Origin of the sequence: Amycolatopsis sp. NBC_00345, assembly GCF_036116635.1 — a bacterium.
GTDB lineage: Bacteria > Actinomycetota > Actinomycetes > Mycobacteriales > Pseudonocardiaceae > Amycolatopsis.
Window position 1 is genome coordinate 5449128 of sequence record NZ_CP107995.1, and the last position, 17778, is coordinate 5466905.

19 protein-coding genes are annotated in these 17778 nt (G+C 72.8%); 8 read left to right on the plus strand and 11 right to left on the minus strand.

Features of this window, described 5'->3' with window-relative positions:
• Nucleotides 1-3: 3 nt before the first annotated feature.
• A complete protein-coding gene (locus OG943_RS24255; protein ID WP_328603199.1) occupies nt 4-915 on the minus strand; it encodes an ROK family protein in 912 nt (303 codons plus the stop codon).
• Between the two features lie 81 nt (nt 916-996).
• On the minus strand, nt 997-2454 hold the full coding sequence (locus OG943_RS24260) for a M1 family metallopeptidase (protein WP_328603200.1): 1458 nt from the start codon (nt 2452-2454) through the stop codon (nt 997-999).
• A gap of 131 nt (nt 2455-2585) precedes the next feature.
• On the opposite strand from OG943_RS24260, the gene OG943_RS24265 reads away from it, so the two are divergent.
• From OG943_RS24265 to OG943_RS24280, 4 genes are all read left to right on the plus strand, one after another.
• A complete protein-coding gene (locus OG943_RS24265) occupies nt 2586-3680 on the plus strand; it encodes a sensor histidine kinase (RefSeq protein ID WP_328603201.1) in 1095 nt (364 codons plus the stop codon).
• The gene (locus tag OG943_RS24270; protein WP_328603202.1) at nt 3677-4318 is read left to right on the plus strand and encodes a response regulator transcription factor; all 642 of its coding nucleotides are present in this window, start codon (nt 3677-3679) and stop codon (nt 4316-4318) included. Before OG943_RS24265 ends, OG943_RS24270 begins: the two co-directional genes overlap by 4 nt.
• 74 nt (nt 4319-4392) lie before the next feature.
• Nucleotides 4393-4995: a nitroreductase family protein gene (locus OG943_RS24275; protein ID WP_328603203.1), complete on the plus strand. Its 603-nt coding sequence runs from the start codon at nt 4393-4395 to the stop codon at nt 4993-4995.
• A gap of 127 nt (nt 4996-5122) precedes the next feature.
• Nucleotides 5123-5923, plus strand: a complete 801-nt coding sequence (locus OG943_RS24280; RefSeq protein ID WP_328603204.1) for an alpha/beta fold hydrolase — start codon at nt 5123-5125, stop codon at nt 5921-5923.
• Nucleotides 5924-5929: 6 nt separating this feature from the next.
• Here OG943_RS24280 and mdlC read toward each other — a convergent pair whose 3' ends face one another.
• From mdlC to OG943_RS24305, 5 genes are all read right to left on the minus strand, one after another.
• Nucleotides 5930-7537 (minus strand): benzoylformate decarboxylase, encoded by a 1608-nt coding sequence (mdlC, locus tag OG943_RS24285; RefSeq protein ID WP_328603205.1) that lies wholly within the window; start codon nt 7535-7537, stop codon nt 5930-5932.
• Nucleotides 7538-7610: 73 nt separating this feature from the next.
• Nucleotides 7611-9317: a hypothetical protein gene (locus OG943_RS24290; protein ID WP_328603206.1), complete on the minus strand. Its 1707-nt coding sequence runs from the start codon at nt 9315-9317 to the stop codon at nt 7611-7613.
• On the minus strand, nt 9307-10353 hold the full coding sequence (locus OG943_RS24295; protein ID WP_328603207.1) for a protein phosphatase 2C domain-containing protein: 1047 nt from the start codon (nt 10351-10353) through the stop codon (nt 9307-9309). Before OG943_RS24295 ends, OG943_RS24290 begins: the two co-directional genes overlap by 11 nt.
• A gap of 8 nt (nt 10354-10361) precedes the next feature.
• A complete protein-coding gene (locus OG943_RS24300; protein ID WP_328603208.1) occupies nt 10362-10496 on the minus strand; it encodes a hypothetical protein in 135 nt (44 codons plus the stop codon).
• The gene (locus tag OG943_RS24305) at nt 10493-11044 is read right to left on the minus strand and encodes a vWA domain-containing protein (RefSeq protein ID WP_328603209.1); all 552 of its coding nucleotides are present in this window, start codon (nt 11042-11044) and stop codon (nt 10493-10495) included. Before OG943_RS24305 ends, OG943_RS24300 begins: the two co-directional genes overlap by 4 nt.
• A gap of 164 nt (nt 11045-11208) precedes the next feature.
• On the opposite strand from OG943_RS24305, the gene OG943_RS24310 reads away from it, so the two are divergent.
• A complete protein-coding gene (locus OG943_RS24310; RefSeq protein ID WP_328603210.1) occupies nt 11209-11850 on the plus strand; it encodes a DUF4190 domain-containing protein in 642 nt (213 codons plus the stop codon).
• Nucleotides 11851-11857: 7 nt separating this feature from the next.
• Here the strand turns inward: OG943_RS24310 and OG943_RS24315 are convergent, their stop codons facing one another.
• A complete protein-coding gene (locus OG943_RS24315) occupies nt 11858-13345 on the minus strand; it encodes a cobyric acid synthase (RefSeq protein WP_328603211.1) in 1488 nt (495 codons plus the stop codon).
• Nucleotides 13342-14274 carry a cobalamin biosynthesis protein gene (locus OG943_RS24320; RefSeq protein WP_328603212.1) on the minus strand — a complete coding sequence of 311 codons (933 nt, stop codon included), beginning with the start codon at nt 14272-14274 and terminating at the stop codon, nt 13342-13344. Before OG943_RS24320 ends, OG943_RS24315 begins: the two co-directional genes overlap by 4 nt.
• Nucleotides 14275-14310: 36 nt before the next feature.
• On the opposite strand from OG943_RS24320, the gene OG943_RS24325 reads away from it, so the two are divergent.
• The 3 genes from OG943_RS24325 to OG943_RS24335 are packed head-to-tail and all read left to right on the plus strand — an operon-like array spanning nt 14311 to nt 16742.
• Complete coding sequence (locus tag OG943_RS24325) at nt 14311-14916, plus strand: bifunctional adenosylcobinamide kinase/adenosylcobinamide-phosphate guanylyltransferase (RefSeq protein ID WP_328603213.1); 606 nt, start codon at nt 14311-14313, stop codon at nt 14914-14916.
• Between the two features lie 10 nt (nt 14917-14926).
• The gene (gene cobT, locus OG943_RS24330; protein WP_328603214.1) at nt 14927-15946 is read left to right on the plus strand and encodes a nicotinate-nucleotide--dimethylbenzimidazole phosphoribosyltransferase; all 1020 of its coding nucleotides are present in this window, start codon (nt 14927-14929) and stop codon (nt 15944-15946) included.
• A 22-nt stretch (nt 15947-15968) separates the two neighbouring features.
• Nucleotides 15969-16742 carry an adenosylcobinamide-GDP ribazoletransferase gene (locus tag OG943_RS24335; protein ID WP_328603215.1) on the plus strand — a complete coding sequence of 258 codons (774 nt, stop codon included), beginning with the start codon at nt 15969-15971 and terminating at the stop codon, nt 16740-16742.
• A 27-nt stretch (nt 16743-16769) separates the two neighbouring features.
• Here the strand turns inward: OG943_RS24335 and OG943_RS24340 are convergent, their stop codons facing one another.
• Together OG943_RS24340 and OG943_RS24345 are read right to left on the minus strand one after the other, a co-directional pair.
• Nucleotides 16770-17102, minus strand: a complete 333-nt coding sequence (locus tag OG943_RS24340) for a hypothetical protein (protein ID WP_328603216.1) — start codon at nt 17100-17102, stop codon at nt 16770-16772.
• 3 nt (nt 17103-17105) lie between these two features.
• Nucleotides 17106-17609, minus strand: coding sequence for a DUF6232 family protein (locus tag OG943_RS24345; RefSeq protein ID WP_328603217.1), 504 nt, complete (start codon nt 17607-17609; stop codon nt 17106-17108).
• Between the last annotated feature and the right edge of the window lie 169 nt (nt 17610-17778).

Sequence of the window (17778 nt, forward strand, 5' to 3'; positions counted from 1 at the left end):
GACTCAGCGCCGGGCGGCCAGCAAATCGAGTGCGAGCAGCCCGGCGCCGAGCCGTCCGGCCTCGTCGCCGAGCTTGGCCAGGCGCAGCTCCGGCATCCGCTGGAAGGTCAGCCCCGAGGCGAGCCAGTCGCGCACCGGATCCAGCACGTAATCGGCCGCGGTGAACAGGCCGCCGCCGAGCACCACGACCTCCGGCGCCAGCAGCGTCAGCAGGGTCCGGATGCCGTGGCCCAGCCCGTCGAGGGCGTCGGAGACGACGGCGACGGCCGCTTCGTCGCCGTGCCGGGCCGCGTCGACCACGGGTTGCGCGCCGTCCGCGGGACGGCCGGTGTGCTCGGTGTAGCGCCGCGCGATGGCCGACGCCGAGGAGATCGCCTCGAGACAGCCCGTCGCGCCGCAGCCGCAGACGATGCGGTGCCCGACGTCGATGTGCCCGACCTCGCCGGCCAGCCCGTGTGCCCGGTACAGCCGCCCGTCCAGCATCAGCGCGGCCGCGATGCCGGTGCCGACGGCGATGAACGCCGCGTCCGTGCAGCCCTGCCCGGCGCCGACGCGGAACTCGGCCAGCCCGCCCGCGCTCACGTCGTGCCCGAACGCCACCGGCAGCCCGAGCCGGCTCTCCAGCAGCTCGCCGAAGGGCACGTCGCGCCAGTCCAGGTTCGCGGAGAACCGCGCGACGCGCGCCTGCTCGTCGACGATCCCCGGCACGACCACGCCGACCGCGCCCGGCGCGCCCGTCCCGGCCTGCTCCGCGAGCACCGAGACGACCTCCGCCACCTGTTCGGCCAGCGCCGTGCCGTCCGCGCTGCGGGCCGTCGTGACCCGCTGCGTCGCGAGCACGTTGAGGTCACCGTCGAGCAGGGCCGCTTTCACGGTCGTGCCGCCCACGTCCAATGCCGCCACCAAATCAGCCATGCCCGGATTCTCACACCGGAGGCCTCACATCGGGGTGACCTTGACTGTCCGTCGCCGGGAAAACCACGCACGGTGGCGGGCTCAGGCCTTCCAGTCCGGGTGCCCGGGCATCGCGGGGGTCTTCGCCGTGTAGAGCCAGTCGTGGAAGAACGCGCCGAGGTCTCGCCCGGAGAGCCGCTGGGCCACGTCGATGTAGTCCTGCGTCGAGGCCGAACGGCCGTGGTAGGTGTCGTAGAACGTCCGCTCGATCTTCTCGAACGTCGGCGTGCCCACCAGGTTCCGCAGCGCGTACAGCGTGAGCGCGCCGCCGTTGTCGGTACCGGAGAGCACACCCCAGGGCGAGTTCAGGTGCGCGACCGGGCCCTCCTGCTCGAGTTGCTGGTTGTTGATGGTGTAGCGGCCGTGCATCTGTTCGTCGAACGGCTTCCCGCCGTGGGCGGCGGTGTAGCGGTCCTGGTAGTAGATCGCGTGGCCCTCACTCAGCCACATGTCGTCCCAGTCGTGCACGGCCACCGCGTCGCCGAAGAACTGGTGCGTCAGCTCGTGGACCTGGATCGGCGCCTCGCGCGGGTCGGCCAGGAACTCCGCGCCGTAGGTCGGGATCGCGGCCGTCTCGAGCGCGACCCCGCCGTAAAGCGAGTCGATGCCGAGCGCGCCGGCGCTGGAGTACGGGAACGGGCGGCCGATCGTCTGCTCCAGCCAGGCGACCTGGGCCGGGGTGTCGCGGACGTGGTCGAGCGCGGCGGGCTTGGCCGCCTTCGTGACGTAGCTGCGCACCGGCATCCCGTGCGGGCCGGCCTGGTCCACCTCGGTGAAGTGGCCGGCGGCGATCTGCACCACGTCGGTGGGAGCGGGCCGGTCCAGCCGGAACACCGACGTCTGCCGGTCGCCTTCGCGCTGCTTGCTCACCCGCGTCCCGCTCCCGACGGCGTCGACGTCGGACGGCGCGGTGATCCGGACCGTGTACGTGGCGGGGTCGGCGGGCACGTCGTTCGAGGGGAACACGGCGTGCTCGCGGTCGGGCTGGCCCATCACGGCGAACCCGTCCGGGGTGTTCTCCCAGACCGGCAGCGGGTTGTCCAGCCCGGGCGGCAGCGGCATCGCCGGGGAGACCGGGCTCTTCGCGCGGTCCACGACGTAGTCCACCTTCACCGTGAACGCGCGGCCTCGCGCCACCGCGCGCGCCGGCGTGACGATCAGCTTCTCCCCCTTGACCTCGAACGCCGCCGCGCGGCCGTCGACCTCCACCGAGCGGATCTGCGGCACGGCCGAGTCGAGGCCGAACGACGAGAGCGCCTGCGTCGAAACCGCCCGCATGGTCACCGAAGCGTTCATCGTGGTGACGCCGGGCCGGTAGTCGACCGCGACGTCGTAGTCACGCGCGTCGTAACCGCCGTTGCCCAGCTGGGGGAAGAGCCGCTCGCCCGCGCTCAGCGCACCGGGCGTCCCCGGCTCGGCGTTCGCGGCCGCGGCCGTGCCGGTGGCGAGCACCACGGCGAGCCCGGCCACCGCGGCGTTCTTCAAGATCCGTTTCGTCATGTGTCCACAATGCACTGACGATCAGGAGCCCGCATCGGCTGGACAGCCGGAGCCGCGTAACCGGAAAGTAGTACGCACTGTGCGCGCTACGGGCGACGCGCGCGAGACCGCCGGGGCTTACGGTGATCACCGTGCGGACGCGGCTGATCGACCTGTGCTTGGCCCTCGTGGTCACCGGCGTCCTCGTGCTCGACGGGCTCCATCGGGTCCGCACGCCGCCGTTCTGGCAGCTCGCGGCCGCGGCGATGTTCGTGGTGTTCCTGCTGCGCCGCCGGTACCCGCTGAGCACCGCGCTGGCCGGCGACGCGCTGTCGTGGTTCGTGCCGACCGCGCTGCTGCCGCCGACCTTCTTGCTCTACAACGTCGCCGCGCGCCGCGGACCGAAGTGGCCGACCGCCGTCGCCGTGGTCGGCAGCCTCGTGCTGCTGATCGCCTTCCACCCGCCGAAGGACCTGGCGGCCTGGGAATCCACGGGGGTCGTCTCCGTGGTCTTCATCGTGCTGCCGCTACTGGCCGGGCTGTGGATGTACCAGCGGGCGGCGCTGCTCGAGGCCCTGCGCGGGCGGGCCGATCAAGCCGAACGCGAGCGCGACCTGCTCGCCGAACGCTCGGTAGCGGCCGAGCGGCGCCGGATCGCGCGGGAGATGCACGACGTCGTCGCCCACCGGGTGAGCATCGTCGCGCTGCAGGCGGGCGCGCTGTCGGTACGCGCGCCGGACGAGGAGACCGGGCAGCTGGCCGAGGTGATCCGCGAGTCCAGTGCCGCCGCGCTGACCGAGCTGCGCGACATCCTGCAGGTGCTGCGCGACGACGCGCCCGACCCGAGTTCCCTGCCCAGCCCTACGCTGGCCGGTGTGGCGCGGCTGGCCGAAGACCTCACCGCGGCGGGCGCGCGGATCGTCGCCGACCTGCCCGAACCGCTGCCGCGGGTGGCGGACCAGGTGGGCCGCGCGGCCTACCGGATCGTGCAGGAATCACTGACCAACGCGGCGAAACACGCGCCGGGCGCGACCATCCACGTGCGGCTGGGCCTCGAGGACGGGCGGCTGGTGGTCGAGGTGGCCAATCCGCTGGGCGCCTCCGCCGGGCTGCCGGTCTCCGGGTACGGCCTGATCGGCATGCGCGAGCGGGTCACCCTGGCCGGCGGCGCCCTGCGCAACGGCCCGGACGGCGCGGGCCGCTACGTGGTCCGGGCGAGCTTCCCGGCCGAAGGAGGAACACCGTGATCAAGGTCCTGCTGCTCGACGACGAGGCGCTGGTGCGCAGCGGAATCCGGATGATCCTGGAGTCCGACCCGGAGATCTCGGTGGTCGCCGAGGCCGGTGACGGCGTGGGCGTCGCGGAGCTGGTCGAGCGGTACCGGCCGGACGTGGTGCTCACCGACATCCAGATGCCGCGGGTCGACGGGCTGGAGGTGACCCGTGTGGTGGCCGCCGGGCCGGAGGCGCCGCAGGTGGTGGTGCTCACGACGTTCGACCTCGACGAGTACGTGCACACCGCGCTCCGCCACGGCGCCACCGGCTTCCTGCTGAAGGACACCCCGCCGCGGGACCTGGTCCGCGCCGTCCACCTGGTCAAGCGGGGCGAGGCGATGCTGGCCCCGTCGATCACCCGCCGCCTGCTGGCGCACTTCGCCGCGGGCGAAGCCGCCCAGGGCGCCAAGTCCCGGCTCGAAGCGCTGACCCCGCGTGAACGCGAGGTGGCCGTCGCCGTCGCCCACGGCTCCAGCAACGCCGCGATCGCCACCGCGCTGGGCCTGAGCGAGGCCACGGTGAAGGTGCACGTCGGCCGGATCATGTCCAAAGTGGACGCCACCAACCGCACCCAGGTCGCCATCCTGGTCCACGACGCGGGCCTGGCCTGATCACCCGGGCCTGAATGATCAGGTGGCCTGATCAGCGGTGGCCGCCGGGGCGCCGGGCGGGGCAGAATCGGCCCATGGAATTCACGGAAGTGCTGCGGGGCCGCCGGATGGTGCGGGGCTACCGGCCGGATCCCGTCGACGAAGACGTGCTGGGGCGCGTCGTGCGGATGGTGCACCGCGCGCCGAGCGGCGGGTTCAGCCAGGGCCACCGGCTGGTGGTGATCACCGCGCCGGAGGTGCGGCGGCAGATCGCCGACGCGTCGGAGCAGGAGTACCTCGACCTCGGGTTCGCGCCGTGGATCTCGCAGGCGCCCGTGCTCATCGCCGTCGGCGTGCGCGAGGCGTCCTACCACGAGCGTTACCAGCAGCCGGACAAGCTGGAGGCCGACGGCAGCGAGACCATTTGGCCGGTGCCGTACTGGTGGTTCGACAGCGGCGCCCTGCTCACGCTGATCCAGCTCGCGGCGGCCGACGAGGGCCTCGCGACCGGGTTCTTCGGTCCCGACGACCCGAAGGAGATCGCCGACCTGCGCGCGGCCATCGGGTTCCCGGACGACGTCGGGCTGTCCGGGGTGGTCACGCTCGGGTACGAGTCGCCCGACGCGCCGGGCCCGTCCAAGTCCAGCCTGAGCCGGCGCCGGCTGCCGCTCGACGAGCTCGTGACCTGGGTGCGCTGACGCCACGCTACGAGACGCCACGGTACGAACGGACACGATCGCGGGAACGTCCGCGCAGGGTCGCGGCGCCGCCCCCGGCGCGCGGTTAGCGTCGGGGGCGGGAGTTCGGCTAGCGGAGGAGACCGTCATGGACCGGCGCACGTTCGGCAAGCTCGCGGCATCCGGCGGGGTCGCTTCGGTGTTCGCCGCCAGCGGGCTCACCGGCGCCGTGGCCTCGGCGGCGGGTGGCGCGGCCCCGTCGGCCGGTGGCCCGGCTTCCCGCAGCGTGGTGCTGGTCCACGGCGCCTACGCCGACGGCTCCTGCTGGGCGGACGTCATCCGGGGCCTGCAGGCCGCCGGGGTCGCCGTGGCCTCGGTGCAGAACCCGCTGACCTCGCTGGCCGACGACGCCGCGGCCGTCCGCCGGATCCTGGACCTGCAGCCGGGTCCGGCCGTCCTGGTCGGGCACTCCTACGCCGGCTCGGTGATCAGCGAGGTCGGCGACCACCCGGCTGTCAGCTCGCTGGTGTACCTGTCGGCCCGCGCGCCCGAGGCCGGTGAGGACTACCCCGCGCTGGCCGCGAAGTTCCCTGCTCCGCCCGCGAACGCGGGAATCGTGTACGTCAACGGTTTCGGCGGCCTGACCGAGGAAGCCTTCCTCGACGACTTCGCCAACGGCGTCCCGCGTGACCGGGCGCGAGTGCTGTTCGCCGCGCAGGGCCGGGTCGCGCAGACCTTGTTCGCCACCAAGACAACCGCCGCGGCCTGGCAGCACAAGCCGTCCCGGTACGTGATCACCACAGAGGACCGCACCACGGCGCCCGAATTGCAGCGGTTCGTCGCGAAGCGGATGAACGCGCAGGTGCTGGAAATCGCGTCGGGTCACCTGTCGCTGATCACGCACCCGCACGAGGTGACACGGTTCATCCTGGGCGCGGTGCGAGCGTAAAGCCGCTTACAGCAACGGCGGGACCGCCGGGTCGGTGGGAATCTCGAACAGCGCGGGCTTCCGTGCAGCGAGCGCGTCTTTCACCAGCGCGGCGAGCGTCGCGGGATCTTCGACGCGGCGCCCGGGCACGCCGTAACCCTCAGCCAGGCTGACCGCGTCGAGGCCGGGCAGGTCGAGGCCCGGCACCGCGCCCTCCACGTGGTTGAACCCGGCGAACGCCTTGAGGATCGCGTACTCCCGGTTGGCCAGCACCACCGTCACGATCGGGGCGCCGGCCTGGGCGGCCGTCCACAGGGCGGACGAGCTGTAGTGCAGCGAGCCGTCGCCGATGATGGCCAGCACCGGGCGGGACGGGTCGGCGATCGCCGCGCCGACGCCCGCCGCCAGGCCGTACCCGAGGCCGCCGCTGGGAGTGGTGAGGAAACTGTCCGGAGTGGACAGACGGACCCGGTCGTGGAACTCCGCCAGGTTGGACGGCGACTCCTGCGCCACCCGCACCTGCGGGGTGATCACGCCGGCCAGGTGCGCGTACACACTGTCCGAAGTGGGCCGTCCCGTCGTCCCGGTGGCCGCCACCGGGCGCACGGGCCGGGGCTCCGGCACCGTTCGCTTCCGCTCCGCCACCCGGCCGGCCAGCTCGGCCAGCGCCCGGCCCGGATCGCCGATGATCGAGGTGCCCAGTGGCGCGCGGGCCGCCTCGTCCGGGTCGTCGGTCAGGTGGAACAGCTTCGCGCCCGGCGAGATGTAACGGCCGGGCGAGTACGGGTAACAGGTGAACGCGGGCGCGCCGACGACCAGCACCACGTCGTACCCGGCCAGCCGCTCGCCGATCTGGCTGGCCCCGAACGGCAGGAAACCGCGGAACCACGGCGAAGTCTCGTCGAACACGTTCCGGCCCGAGGACGGTGCGGTGAACACCTCCAGCCCGGCCCGCTCGGCCAGGCGATGGGCGTTCTCCCAGTCCCCCTCGGCGGTCGCCGCCGCGCCCAGCACCAGCGCCGGGCGCGACGCGCCGTCCACGGCCCGGACCACCTCGGCCACGGCGTCCGCGGCCGGCTCGGTGCGGTACCGGACCACGCGGGCCGCCAGATCGTCCACTTCGGACTGATCAGCGGAGGCGGACCAGTCGTCCATCGGCAGGCTCACGAACACCGGGCCCGAGGGGGCCGTTCGCGCCGTGTGCACCGCCCGCGCCAGCGCGGCCGGCACGTCCTGCGGCCGCGGCGGCTCGAACGACCACTTCACCGCCGGGCGCGGCACCGTCGTGGCGTCCACGTTCACCAGCCAGTTCTGCTGCGTGATCATCGCCCGGACCTGCTGGCCCGCCGTCACCACCAGCGGCGCCCGGCTCCACGCCGCGGTCAGCAGGCTGCCCACCGCGTTGCCCAGCCCCGGACCGGTGTGCAGGTTGACCAGCACCGGCTTGCGCGTGACCTGCGCGTATCCGTCGGCCATCAGCACCACGGCCGCCTCCTGCAGGCCCAGGTAATACCGCAGGTCAGGCGGGAACCCGGCCAGCATGGTCAGCTCGGTCGAGCCCGGGTTGCCGAACACCGCGTCCACCCCGAGCGAACGCAGCATCGCCCAGACCTGCTCACGCAACGACGCCGCCATGGCCGCCCTCCTCGTCCCGCTCAGCCCGCCTTTCCGTTACCTTCGCACGCACTCCGGTCCGGTGCTGTTCGGGTCAGCTCCGGTTCAGCGTGGCTCCCTGGGGGCCGGAGGTGTGCGAGAGCAGCTTGGCGAAGCAGTTGTTGGCATCGATCCCGGCCGCATCGCACCACGAGTTGGCCGCCGGGCCGGAGGTGTAGCCCTGCGGCAGCACGATGACCCAGTAGCCGGCGTTCTTGAACGTCGAATAGGAGCCCGACGAGAGCAGCAGCGCGCTCGGCTGCCGGCTCTTCAGCTGCCGGTAGTGGGCCAGGATGGCGGCGTTGCCGTAGGTGATCCCGTCGTCCTGGGTGCCGACCGCCTTGGACGACAGCTGCGGGACCCACTGCCCGGCCAGTTCCTCGACCTGGGGGTAGTCCGCGGCCGCCTGCGCCCGCAGCACCGCCTCCGGGTCGGCGTCCACGGTGGCGGGGGCGGTCTCCGTGGTGGTGACGGGCGCGGGGTACGAAGTGCTGGGATCGGGGACGTAGTAGCCGGGGCCGGCCCCGCTCTGCGACGTCCCGGTGCTCGGGGACGTCCCGGTGCTCAGGGACGTCCCGCTGGTCAGCGCCGTGCCGGCCGTCGCGCTGCCGCGGGAGACCGTGTACATCACCCCCGCCCCGACCAGGACCACGAGGAGGCCCAGTACGACAACGGCCGCCACGACGTACGAGCTGCGCGCAGGCGGCTGCACCATCGCGGCTTGCTGCGGGCGGTACTGCGGCGGATAAAGCGACTGTTGGACGGTCGGCATGGGCTGCGGAGTCCGGACCCCCTGGGGCACCGGCGGCAGCGGCTGGAACTGCGTCGTGGGCGGGGGCGGCCGGTGGGCGTCGGCGGCCAGGTCCAGCTGCCGGAGCGCGTTGTCGTCGAACTGCGTGTCGTTCAGCAGGAACGCTTCCCTCAGCGCATCAACCCACTCCGCGGGCGTCGCCCTTCCCTTCTCCCGCAAGGGATCCGACAGGGTCCGGTGCAGCAGGCCGGCCAGCGGCGCGGGGAAGCCGGCCGGGATCTGGGACGGTCGCGGCCACGAGCCGTCGGGGTTCTGGTCCAGGTTCCCCGGCACGAGCAGCAGGCCGCGGTACATGGCCAGCGCGAGCGCGTACCAGTCGCTGTAGCGGTCGTGCGCGGTGATGGCCCCGGTGACCACCCGCGGGTCGACCCAGTGCGGGGTCTTCATGCCCTTCGGCTCGATGCGGTCCGCGGGCTGGAGCCCGTCCGCGTCGATCAGCACGGCCCCCGGCGAAGGAGCCTCGCGCCAGACGATGTTGGCGTCCGAGAAGTCCCCGTGCGCCAGGCCGTTCGCCGACAGCCAGGCGAAGATCTCCGCCACGCGGATCAGCACCGAGACCCGAACCCAGGCCGACGGCGGGTTCGCCCGCGCCGTGATCATGAAGGTGAGGGTGCGGGCGTTGCCCTGCGGCCGGAAGAACTCGCCGGGCACCAGGGGCATGACCACCCCGGTCACGGCGCCGGTCGGGTCGTGTTCGACGTCCGTGGGCCAGCAGACCGAGGCCTGCGGCGAACTGCCGAGCGCCACCGCGTTGCCGGGGAACACGTTCCGGCCGACGTCCACCACGTTGAGCAGCTTCCGGCGCGGCTCCGGGTCGCGGATGGGGGTGAAATAGCGCTTGTAGACCAGTCCACGGTCCCGGCCGCGGCCGTGGAAGAGGTGCGCGGCGCCGCCGGTCGCGAAGACCACGTCGTCGAACTCGTAGGACCCGTGCCTGCCGTCAATCCTCATCGGTGCCCGCCTCCCCGGCGTCGGCTGAAGTGACCGGTTCGGGGCCGGGGCGGAGCCAGACGACCACCGCCGTGCGGTCGTCCTGGGAGCCCACCCGGGCGTAGCTCAGCGTTTCGAGCATCCAGCGCTCGCTGCACGGGTGCGTCCAGCGCCGGGCCAGCCAGCCACGGATCCCGGGTGACTCATAGACGTCGTCGGCGAGGCCGTCGGTGCAGAGCACCAGCTTGCCGATGCCGTCAGGGTCCAGCCGGCGGATCTCGACCTCGTGCCGCACGGCCGCGGACGGGATGCTGGCGGAGACCACGTTCACCGGCCCCTCGCCCGTCGCGAAGATCCCGGTGAACGGCTCGCTGGCCGCGTCCGTCGCGGACAGCACGGTCGCGTCGCCGACCCTGGCCACCAGCACCGGGCCCGCGGACAGGTCGGTCGGCAGCACCACGACCGCGATCGTGCAAGCCAGCAAACGGCTGTCCTCGACCCCGTACGCCGGCCCCCACACGTCGGCGAGTTCCTGTTGCGCGCGTTCGATGCCGGCCAGCAGGACCTCCTCGCCGGTCTCCGCGAGGCCGGTGAGGTCGGCGGCCGCGACGGCACCGGCGACGGACTTGGTCAGGTGCCGGGCGCCGAGCTGGGACACGGGGCGCGAGCCGAGACCGTCCGCGACGACGAGGACCACGGCCGTACCGTCGCGCGAAAGCTCGACGGCGTAGGAGTCCTGCCGGGTCTGCCCCGACCAGCCGTGCCGCCGGCCGGCGACGCTGGCCGCGCTCACCCAGAACGGCCCGAGCCGGCCGGCGTCGAGCGCCACGTTCGGCAGGCTCCACAGTCCGGTCGACGGCAGCTGGGCCGCTTCGACCCGCCGCTGCGCGTCACCGACGTTCGGCGCCTCGAACGGCAGATCGGCCACTGCTCCCGGCGCCTCGGCCCCGGACGGCTCCGGCGCGGCCGGGAACAGCGCGGGCAGGCCACGGGGCAGCCGGCGGTGCTTGATCGGCCCGACCGGCGTGACGAACTCCAGCCGGTGGCGTCCGGGCATGGCGAACATCAGACCGCCTGCACGGGCAGCGCGGTGAACCGGCTGGTGTCCACGTCGACCTGGAGGCCGCCGCCCTGGGGCTCGCCGAACGACCTCGACGTCGTCCGGATGCTCGCGGTCAGCGCCGACATGATCTCTTTCACTGCGAAGCCGGCTCCCCCTGCTTCGCCACGAACGCGAACCTCGTCGCGATGGCGCCGAGTGTGTCCTCCCTGGCGTCGGCGAAGCCGAAGGTGACAATTTCCGGGTTGAACCGCCAGTGCCGGTCGGTGAGCTCACGCAGCGGTTCCACCCAGTCTTCCTTGGCGATGTGCTCACCGTCGCTCATGAAAAAGACGACCGGCTTGTAGAACCGCGTGCCCTTGCCCAGACCGCGGATCTCGTCTTCGATCTGCTTCTTCGCGATCCGGAACGCAGCGGCGAAATTGGTGCCGGCCTGGGGCGTGAGCACCGGCATCACCGCCTGCGCGAGATCACACAATGGCAGCACCGACGTCGCCATGTCGGAGAAGGTGATGATCGAGACCCGCGCGATCTCCCCGACCTGCGGATCGTCTTCGATCATTGTCCGCAGATCCGGCAACGCGGCGTTCACCGCGTCGATCGGCTCGCCCGCCATCGAATAGGAGACGTCGATGACGAGGAAAACCGGGAAAACCGGGTGGCGCTCGTCCTGGGCGAATTCCGACATGCCGCTACCTGCGATTCCGCTAATGGTTTGCTGACGCTATCCGTGGTCGCATTTCCGCCGGGGGCCGTTACGAAATGGTGCCAATTCTTGACTCGGGCCCGGAGTTGGTTGCCGGCCGTGGCTAGGATCGGCACCGGGTCGGGGGACGCCACGAGGGGACCCGTATGACCGAGCACGTGCTGCCGCCGAGACCGTCCGGGCCGAGTTACCAGGACGCGCCACCACCACCGGCGCCGGTGACGACCAGCGGGTTCGCGATCGCGTCGCTGGTGCTGGCGATTCCGGCGATCAGCCTGCCGCTGAGCATCGGCTTCGGGATCGCCGCGCTGGTGAGGATCCGCCGGACCGGGCAGAAGGGCCGCGGCCTCGCCATCGCCGGGCTGGCGGTCAGCGGCGGCTGGGTGCTGGTGATCGTGGTGGGCGTCGCGTTGTCACTGCTCGGTTTGACGGCCGCGGGCCCCGCCGCCGACGGGTTCCTGCACGCCCGCCAGGGCGACTGCCTGATCGGCCTGGACGACCAGCGCACCGAAGTCCGCACGACCTCCTGCGACGACCCGCACGACATCGAGGTGTTCGCCACCGTCCCGCTGACTGGCGACTCCTACCCGGGCGAGGACACCCTGCGCCCGCTCGCGCAGAATGCCTGCGCGGCCGCCCGGGAGACGTACTTCACCGGCACCGATCCGCCCGGTTACGTCCACACGGCGGCGCACTACCCCGGGCCGTCGGACTGGTCGGCCCACGCCCGTACCGCGGTCTGCACGTTGGAGAGCGACAACGTGCTGACGGGCCGCATCGTCCACTGAAGCAGTCTCACGGTGCTCCGGGCGGGACGAACGGCAACCCGGCCGGCGCCCCGGAATCCAGCAGCGACAACAGCTTCTCCGTGTCCAGTTCGGACTCGACGGCGTCCGCGAGCCGTTCCAGCATCTCCTCGCGCAGGGCGGCGAAGCCCGGCGCGCCCGGGGCCGGGGACCACGGCACGCCGGCCTGGGCCGCGACCTCCGTGAGCCAGGCCCGGCGGAATCCGTCGTTCTCCAGCGCGCCGTGCCAGGTGGTGCCCCACACCGGACCGACGCGGTGACCGTCCAGAAAGGACTCGGCGTCGGCCGGCGCCGCAGTACCGTGATGGATCTCGTAGGCGTCGACGCGGTGTCCACGCCAGCTGCCGGACGGTCGGCCGAGCACCTTCTCCGGAGAGAACGTCACGTGTATCGGCAACAGCCCCAGCCCCTCGACGCGGCCCGCGCCGGACTCGACGTCGTCCTCAATGGACTCCGCCAGCATCTGGTAGCCCCCGCAGATCCCCAGCACCGGCCGGCCCGCGGCGGCGCGCGCCACCACGGCGTCGGCCAGTCCCCGCTCGCGGAGCCAGCGCAGATCGTCCACAGTGGCCCGGGATCCGGGCAGTACCACCAGGTCGGCCGCCGCGACCGTGTCCGGGTCGGCGGTCAGGCTCACGGTCACGCCGGGCTCGGCCGCGAGGGCGTCGACGTCGGTGGCGTTGGACGCGCGCGGGAACCGCACCACGGCCACCCGCAGGCCACCGCGCCCACCGTCGCGCGCCTCGCGCCGCCAGCCCGCGACGGCGAGCGCGTCCTCGGAGTCGATCCACACGCGGTCCAGCCACGGCAGCACGCCGAGCACCGGCCGTCCGGTCAGCTTCTCCAGGCTGTCGAGGCCAGGGCGGAGCAGGCCGACGTCGCCGCGGAACTTGTTCACCACCCAGCCCGCCACCAGCGCCTGGTCCTCGGGCGAGAGCAGGGCGAGCGTGCCGAACATCGACGCCAGCACCCCGCCGCGGTCGATGTCGCCGACTACCAGCACCGGCAGGGAAAACCGCCGCGCCAGGCCCAGGTTCACGTAGTCGCCGCCGCGCAGGTTGATCTCCGCGGGGCTGCCCGCGCCCTCGCAGACGACCGCGTCGAACCGCGCGCTCAGCCCGGCGAAGGCGTCGAACGCGATCTGCGCCAGCCCCGCGCGGCCGGTGGCGTACTCGCCGGCCTCCAGCGTCCCGAACGGCCGGCCGAGGGCGATCACGTGGCTGCGCCGGTCGCTGCCCGGCTTGAGCAGCACGGGGTTCATCGCCGCCTCGGGCTCCACCCGCGCCGCGCGCGCCTGCAGCCATTGCGCCCGGCCGATCTCGGCGCCGTCCGCGCACACCATGGAGTTGTTGGACATGTTCTGCGCCTTGAACGGCGCCACCCGCACGCCGCGGCGCGCGAGCCAGCGGCAGATCCCCGCCGTGACCAGGCTCTTCCCGGCGTCGGAGGTGGTGCCGGCGACCAGCAGGCCGGTCATCGCGCCACCGCCACGGCGACGGCCAGCGCCGCGACCCCGACCGCCCGCGAGAGCCGCACCGCGCGGCGCAGGTCGACGGGTTCGGGCGCCCGGCCGTCACCCAGTGTGCCGCGCCGCTCGACCTCCCCGCCGTAGCTGTTCGTGCCGCCGAGCCGCAGGTCGAGCGCGCCGGCGAAGGCCGCTTCGACCTGTCCGGCGTTCGGGCTCGGGTGCAGCGCTCCGTAGCGGCGCCAGGCCTTCCACGACGCCCGCGCCCGGCCGCCGGCGAGCGGCGCGCAGGCCGCCGTCAGCACCGCCCCGGCGCGCGACGGCAGCAGGTTGACGAGGTCGTCGGCGCGAGCAGAGGCCCAGCCGAAGTTGCGGTGCCTCGGCGAGCGGTAGCCGACCATGGCGTCCAGCGTGTTGAGCGCGCGGTAGCCGAGCAGCCCGGGAATGCCCGCGACGGCGCCCCACAGCAGCGGCGCGACCACCGCGTCGGAGGTGTTCTCGGCGATCGACTCCGTGGCCGCGCGGGTCAGCTCCGCGCTGTCCAGGTCCGTCGCGTCGCGCGCGCAGAGGTGCGAAAGACGCTGTCGTGCCGCGGGCACGTCGCCGGCGTCGAGCAGCCGTGCCATCTCGCGGCCTTCGGTAGCGAGACCGCGGCCGCCGAGCACCACCCATGTCGAGGCGGCCGTCAGCGCGAAGCGGGCGAAGGGGCGTCGCCGCGTCGCAGCCTGCGCGGCCAACCCAAGGCCCGTCACCGTGCCAGCGCAGAGAGCCGCGTACGCCGCTCCGCGCGGCTTCGAGTCAGCCCACAGACGGCGTTCGACGGCGGCCGCAGCCGTGCCGAACAGCGCGACCGGGTGCCCCCGGCGCGGATCGCCGAAGAGCGTGTCGGCGGCAAATCCGGTGATCAGCCCGGCCGCGGTGACAGCTTGTCGGAGTGGCACGTGGCGAACGGTAGCGCGTGCACGACAATGCCGGGTATGACCAAGCTGACGCACCGGCTCGCCGGGTACTCCGAAACCCTGGCGCGCGCCTTACGCCGGTACGGACGCGACGACGGCAAGGTGCTGGTCCTCGGCGGCGTCCGCTCGGGGAAGTCGCGGCACGCGGAGCGGCTCGTCGCGCACCACCCGCACCTCGTCTACGTCGCGCCCGGCCTGCCGCCGAGCGAGGACGACCCGGACTGGGCCGCGCGCGTCGCCGCGCACCAGGCCCGCCGTCCCGCGCACTGGACCACAGTGGAGACCACCGACCTGGCCACGGTGCTGCGCACGGCCACCGGCCCGCTGCTCATCGACTGCCTCGGCACGTGGCTTTCGCGGGTGCTCGACGAGGTCGGCGCGTGGCGGCAGAAGCCCGGCTGGGAGCGCCGCCTCGACGACCGGCTGGAAGACTTCCTGGCCGCGTGGACGCAGGCGCGGGTGCCGGTGGTCGCGGTCAGCAACGAGGTCGGGAGCGGTGTGGTGCCCGCGACGTCGTCCGGGCGGCTGTTCCGTGATGTGCTGGGCGCACTCAACAACCGGGTGTCCGCCGAGTCCGACCGGGTTTCACTGGTCGTCGCGGGACGGGTGCTCGACCTGCCGTAAGGAGAACGCCGTGCCGCGCTTCGACATCCCCGTGCCCGACGCCGCCGCCCGGACCGCCGCGCACGAAAGGCTCGACGGCCTGGTGAAGCCGCTCGGCGCGCTCGGCCGCCTGGAGGAGCTGGCGGCGTGGCTGTGCGCCGCGCACGGCGTGGTCCCGCCGCGTCCGCTGGACGACGTGCGCGTGGTCGTGTTCGCGGGCGACCACGGCGTGTCGGCGCTGTCGGCGTACCCGCGCGAGGTGACCGCGGCGATGGTACGGGTGTTCCTGGCCGGGCGAAGCGGGGTGAACGTGCTCGCCGCGCAGGTCGGGGCGCGGGTGCGGGTCGCGGACATCGCCGTGGACTGGGACGGCTCGGACGTGCCGGCCGCGGTGACGGCGCACAAGATCCGCCGCGGCTCGGGCTCGATCGACGTCGAGGACGCGCTGGCCCCCGGCGAAGCGCTCGCCGCGTTCACCGCGGGCCGCGAGATCGCGGCCGAGGAGGACGGCGCCGACCTGCTGATCCCGGGTGACATGGGGATCGGCAACACGGCGGTGTGCGCGGCCGTGGTGGCGGCGTCGCTGGGCCTGCCGGCGGCGGAGGTCGTCGGCACGGGCACCGGTGTTTCCGGGGACGGCCTGGCGGTGAAGACGGCCGCGGTGTCGGCCGCCCTGTCCCGCGCCGCCGACCGCGTCGAGGACCCGTTCGACCGGCTGACGGCGCTGGGCAGCGCGTGCCTGGCCGCCACGGCGGGTTTCCTGGTGGAGGCGTCGGCCCGCGGGATCCCGGTGCTGCTCGACGGCGTCTTCTCGGGCGCGGCCGCCCTGGTCGCGCGCGACCTCGCGCCGGGCGCCGAGCAGTGGTGGCTCGCGGGGCACCGCTCGACCGAGCCGTCGCAGGCGTACGCGCTCAAGGCACTGGGCCTGACGCCGATCCTCGACCTGGGCCTGCGCCTCGGCGAGGGCAGCGGCGCCGTCCAGGCCGTCCCGACGCTGCGCGCGGCCCAGGCGATCATCGCGGACATGGGCCTGCTGGCGGACCTGGCGTGAGGCCAGGAAAGCAGCGCGGCCGGTGAAGAGGTTCGGCGACGCAGTACGCCTCGCTGTCGGCACGCTCACGACCGTGCCCGTCCCGGCGCCACGGGTCATCGACCGCCGGGTGGCCGGGGCGGCGATGACGCTGGGCCCGGTCGCCGCGGTGCCGCTCGCGGTGGTGGCGGGCCTGATCGTGGCGGGTGGGAACGCCCTCGGCCTGCCCGCGCCGGCCGTGGCGGCACTCGCGCTGGGCGCGGTGGCGCTGGGCAGCCGCGGTCTGCACCTCGACGGACTGGCCGACACCGCCGACGGCCTCGGCGCCTCCTACGACCGCGCGAAGGCCCTGGACGTCATGCGCCGCGGCGACTCCGGCCCCACCGGGATCGCGACGCTGGTCTTCACCCTGCTGATCCAGGTCGGCGCGCTGACCGGCGCCATCACGGCCGGGCACGGCGTGGTGGCGGTGGTGATCGCGGTGCTGGTGGGACGGTGCACGCTCTCGATGTCCTGCGCGCGGGGAGTCCCGTCGGCCCGGCCGGAGGGCTTGGGCGCGACGGTCGCCGGCTCGGTGCCGGTGCTGGTGGCCGTCGCGGTGGGCCTGATCGTGGCGGCACTCGCCGGCCTGGTGTTGTTCGGCTTGGCCCCGGGCCTGGATTGGTGGCGTGGCCCGGTAGCCGTCGCCGTGGGTTACGCCGCCGCGGCGGTGCTGCTCGCCCGCTGTGTCCGCCGCCTGGGCGGGATGACGGGCGACGTGCTGGGCGCGGGCGTCGAAGCCGCGGTGGCCGGGGCGTTGCTGGCGCTGGCCGCCTGAGCCCAGCCGGCCAGCGCGCGAACCCCGCTACAGCGAGAACTGCTTTTCGACCATCTTCAGCACCACCGGCACGACGATCTGGTTGAGCGTGGCCGACAGGCTCCGCGAAGCGCCCCGCCGAAGGGCCGCGGCCACCTTCGCGAGCCTCGGCTGGTTCTCGGCCACCTCGTTTTCGATCGCCTGGGGATCGGTGGGCGCGCCGGCTTCCGTGACGAGCCCCAGCCGGGACAAGTGCGCGACGAACAACGCCAGTTCGGTGATCTCCTCCACGTCGGCGCGCACACCATTGTTGACCTGGTGGCCGATGTTGTGATCGCCATACAGGTTGTACTGGTCACCATTACCGGACGGAACACCCATCGATCAGCTCACCCGGCCGATGTTGTGGTTTCCGACCATGCTGTAGTTGTCACCGATCGACACGTTCTGCACCGTGAAGGCTTTCTCCGTCTCGGGCGGATTTTCGATGGCTTCGACGACCCGCTCGGCGACCCATTCCAGATTCTCCTGGTCGGGCGACACGAGTGCGGCCATCGGACTGCCGTTCGTCTCGAGCATGAGCATGTACAGCGGCGTGTAGCTCTTCTTGCTCTTGATGTACGCGATGACGCCGGCCGCGATGGCGACCAGGAAACCGATCGTCCCGAGTGCCGGGCTCTGCGCCGCTCCCGCGATGATCCCCATCAGCACCAGCACGCCGAACGCGACGGCACAGCCGATCCCGCTATTGCCCTGCCCGGCGTCGGCGGGCCGGGGAACGGGCTGCACCTGCACCCGGGCGATAGTGTTGAGCGAATACGCCTGACGACCCACCCGCAAAGTCCGGTGGTTGATCACTATCTGCATGGTTCCGATCGATTCCGCCATGATGAAATCCGCCCCTTCGCGCAATGGGCACGTTCTTCTCGACGCGCCGACAATCACTTCACGGCGGCTGTGTCGCCTCCGGAAGGCTCCGCGCTACAACACTCAATTCCCCAGAGCGCGAATTCACTCTTTCGAGTTAAATTCGGGTCAGGAATTTCAGCTTTTCGGA

Coding starts and splice junctions, on each gene's coding strand:
- OG943_RS24290 (WP_328603206.1), bottom strand. CDS start 9,317: ATGAGGATTGACGGCAGGCACGGGTCCTACGAGTTCGACGACGTGGTC.
- OG943_RS24260 (WP_328603200.1), bottom strand. CDS start 2,454: ATGACGAAACGGATCTTGAAGAACGCCGCGGTGGCCGGGCTCGCCGTG.
- OG943_RS24315 (WP_328603211.1), bottom strand. CDS start 13,345: ATGACCGGCCTGCTGGTCGCCGGCACCACCTCCGACGCCGGGAAGAGC.
- OG943_RS24275 (WP_328603203.1), top strand. CDS start 4,393: ATGGAATTCACGGAAGTGCTGCGGGGCCGCCGGATGGTGCGGGGCTAC.
- OG943_RS24305 (WP_328603209.1), bottom strand. CDS start 11,044: ATGTCGGAATTCGCCCAGGACGAGCGCCACCCGGTTTTCCCGGTTTTC.
- OG943_RS24280 (WP_328603204.1), top strand. CDS start 5,123: ATGGACCGGCGCACGTTCGGCAAGCTCGCGGCATCCGGCGGGGTCGCT.
- OG943_RS24340 (WP_328603216.1), bottom strand. CDS start 17,102: ATGGGTGTTCCGTCCGGTAATGGTGACCAGTACAACCTGTATGGCGAT.
- OG943_RS24255 (WP_328603199.1), bottom strand. CDS start 915: ATGGCTGATTTGGTGGCGGCATTGGACGTGGGCGGCACGACCGTGAAA.
- OG943_RS24325 (WP_328603213.1), top strand. CDS start 14,311: ATGACCAAGCTGACGCACCGGCTCGCCGGGTACTCCGAAACCCTGGCG.
- OG943_RS24295 (WP_328603207.1), bottom strand. CDS start 10,353: ATGCCCGGACGCCACCGGCTGGAGTTCGTCACGCCGGTCGGGCCGATC.
- OG943_RS24345 (WP_328603217.1), bottom strand. CDS start 17,609: ATGGCGGAATCGATCGGAACCATGCAGATAGTGATCAACCACCGGACT.
- OG943_RS24310 (WP_328603210.1), top strand. CDS start 11,209: ATGACCGAGCACGTGCTGCCGCCGAGACCGTCCGGGCCGAGTTACCAG.
- mdlC (WP_328603205.1), bottom strand. CDS start 7,537: ATGGCGGCGTCGTTGCGTGAGCAGGTCTGGGCGATGCTGCGTTCGCTC.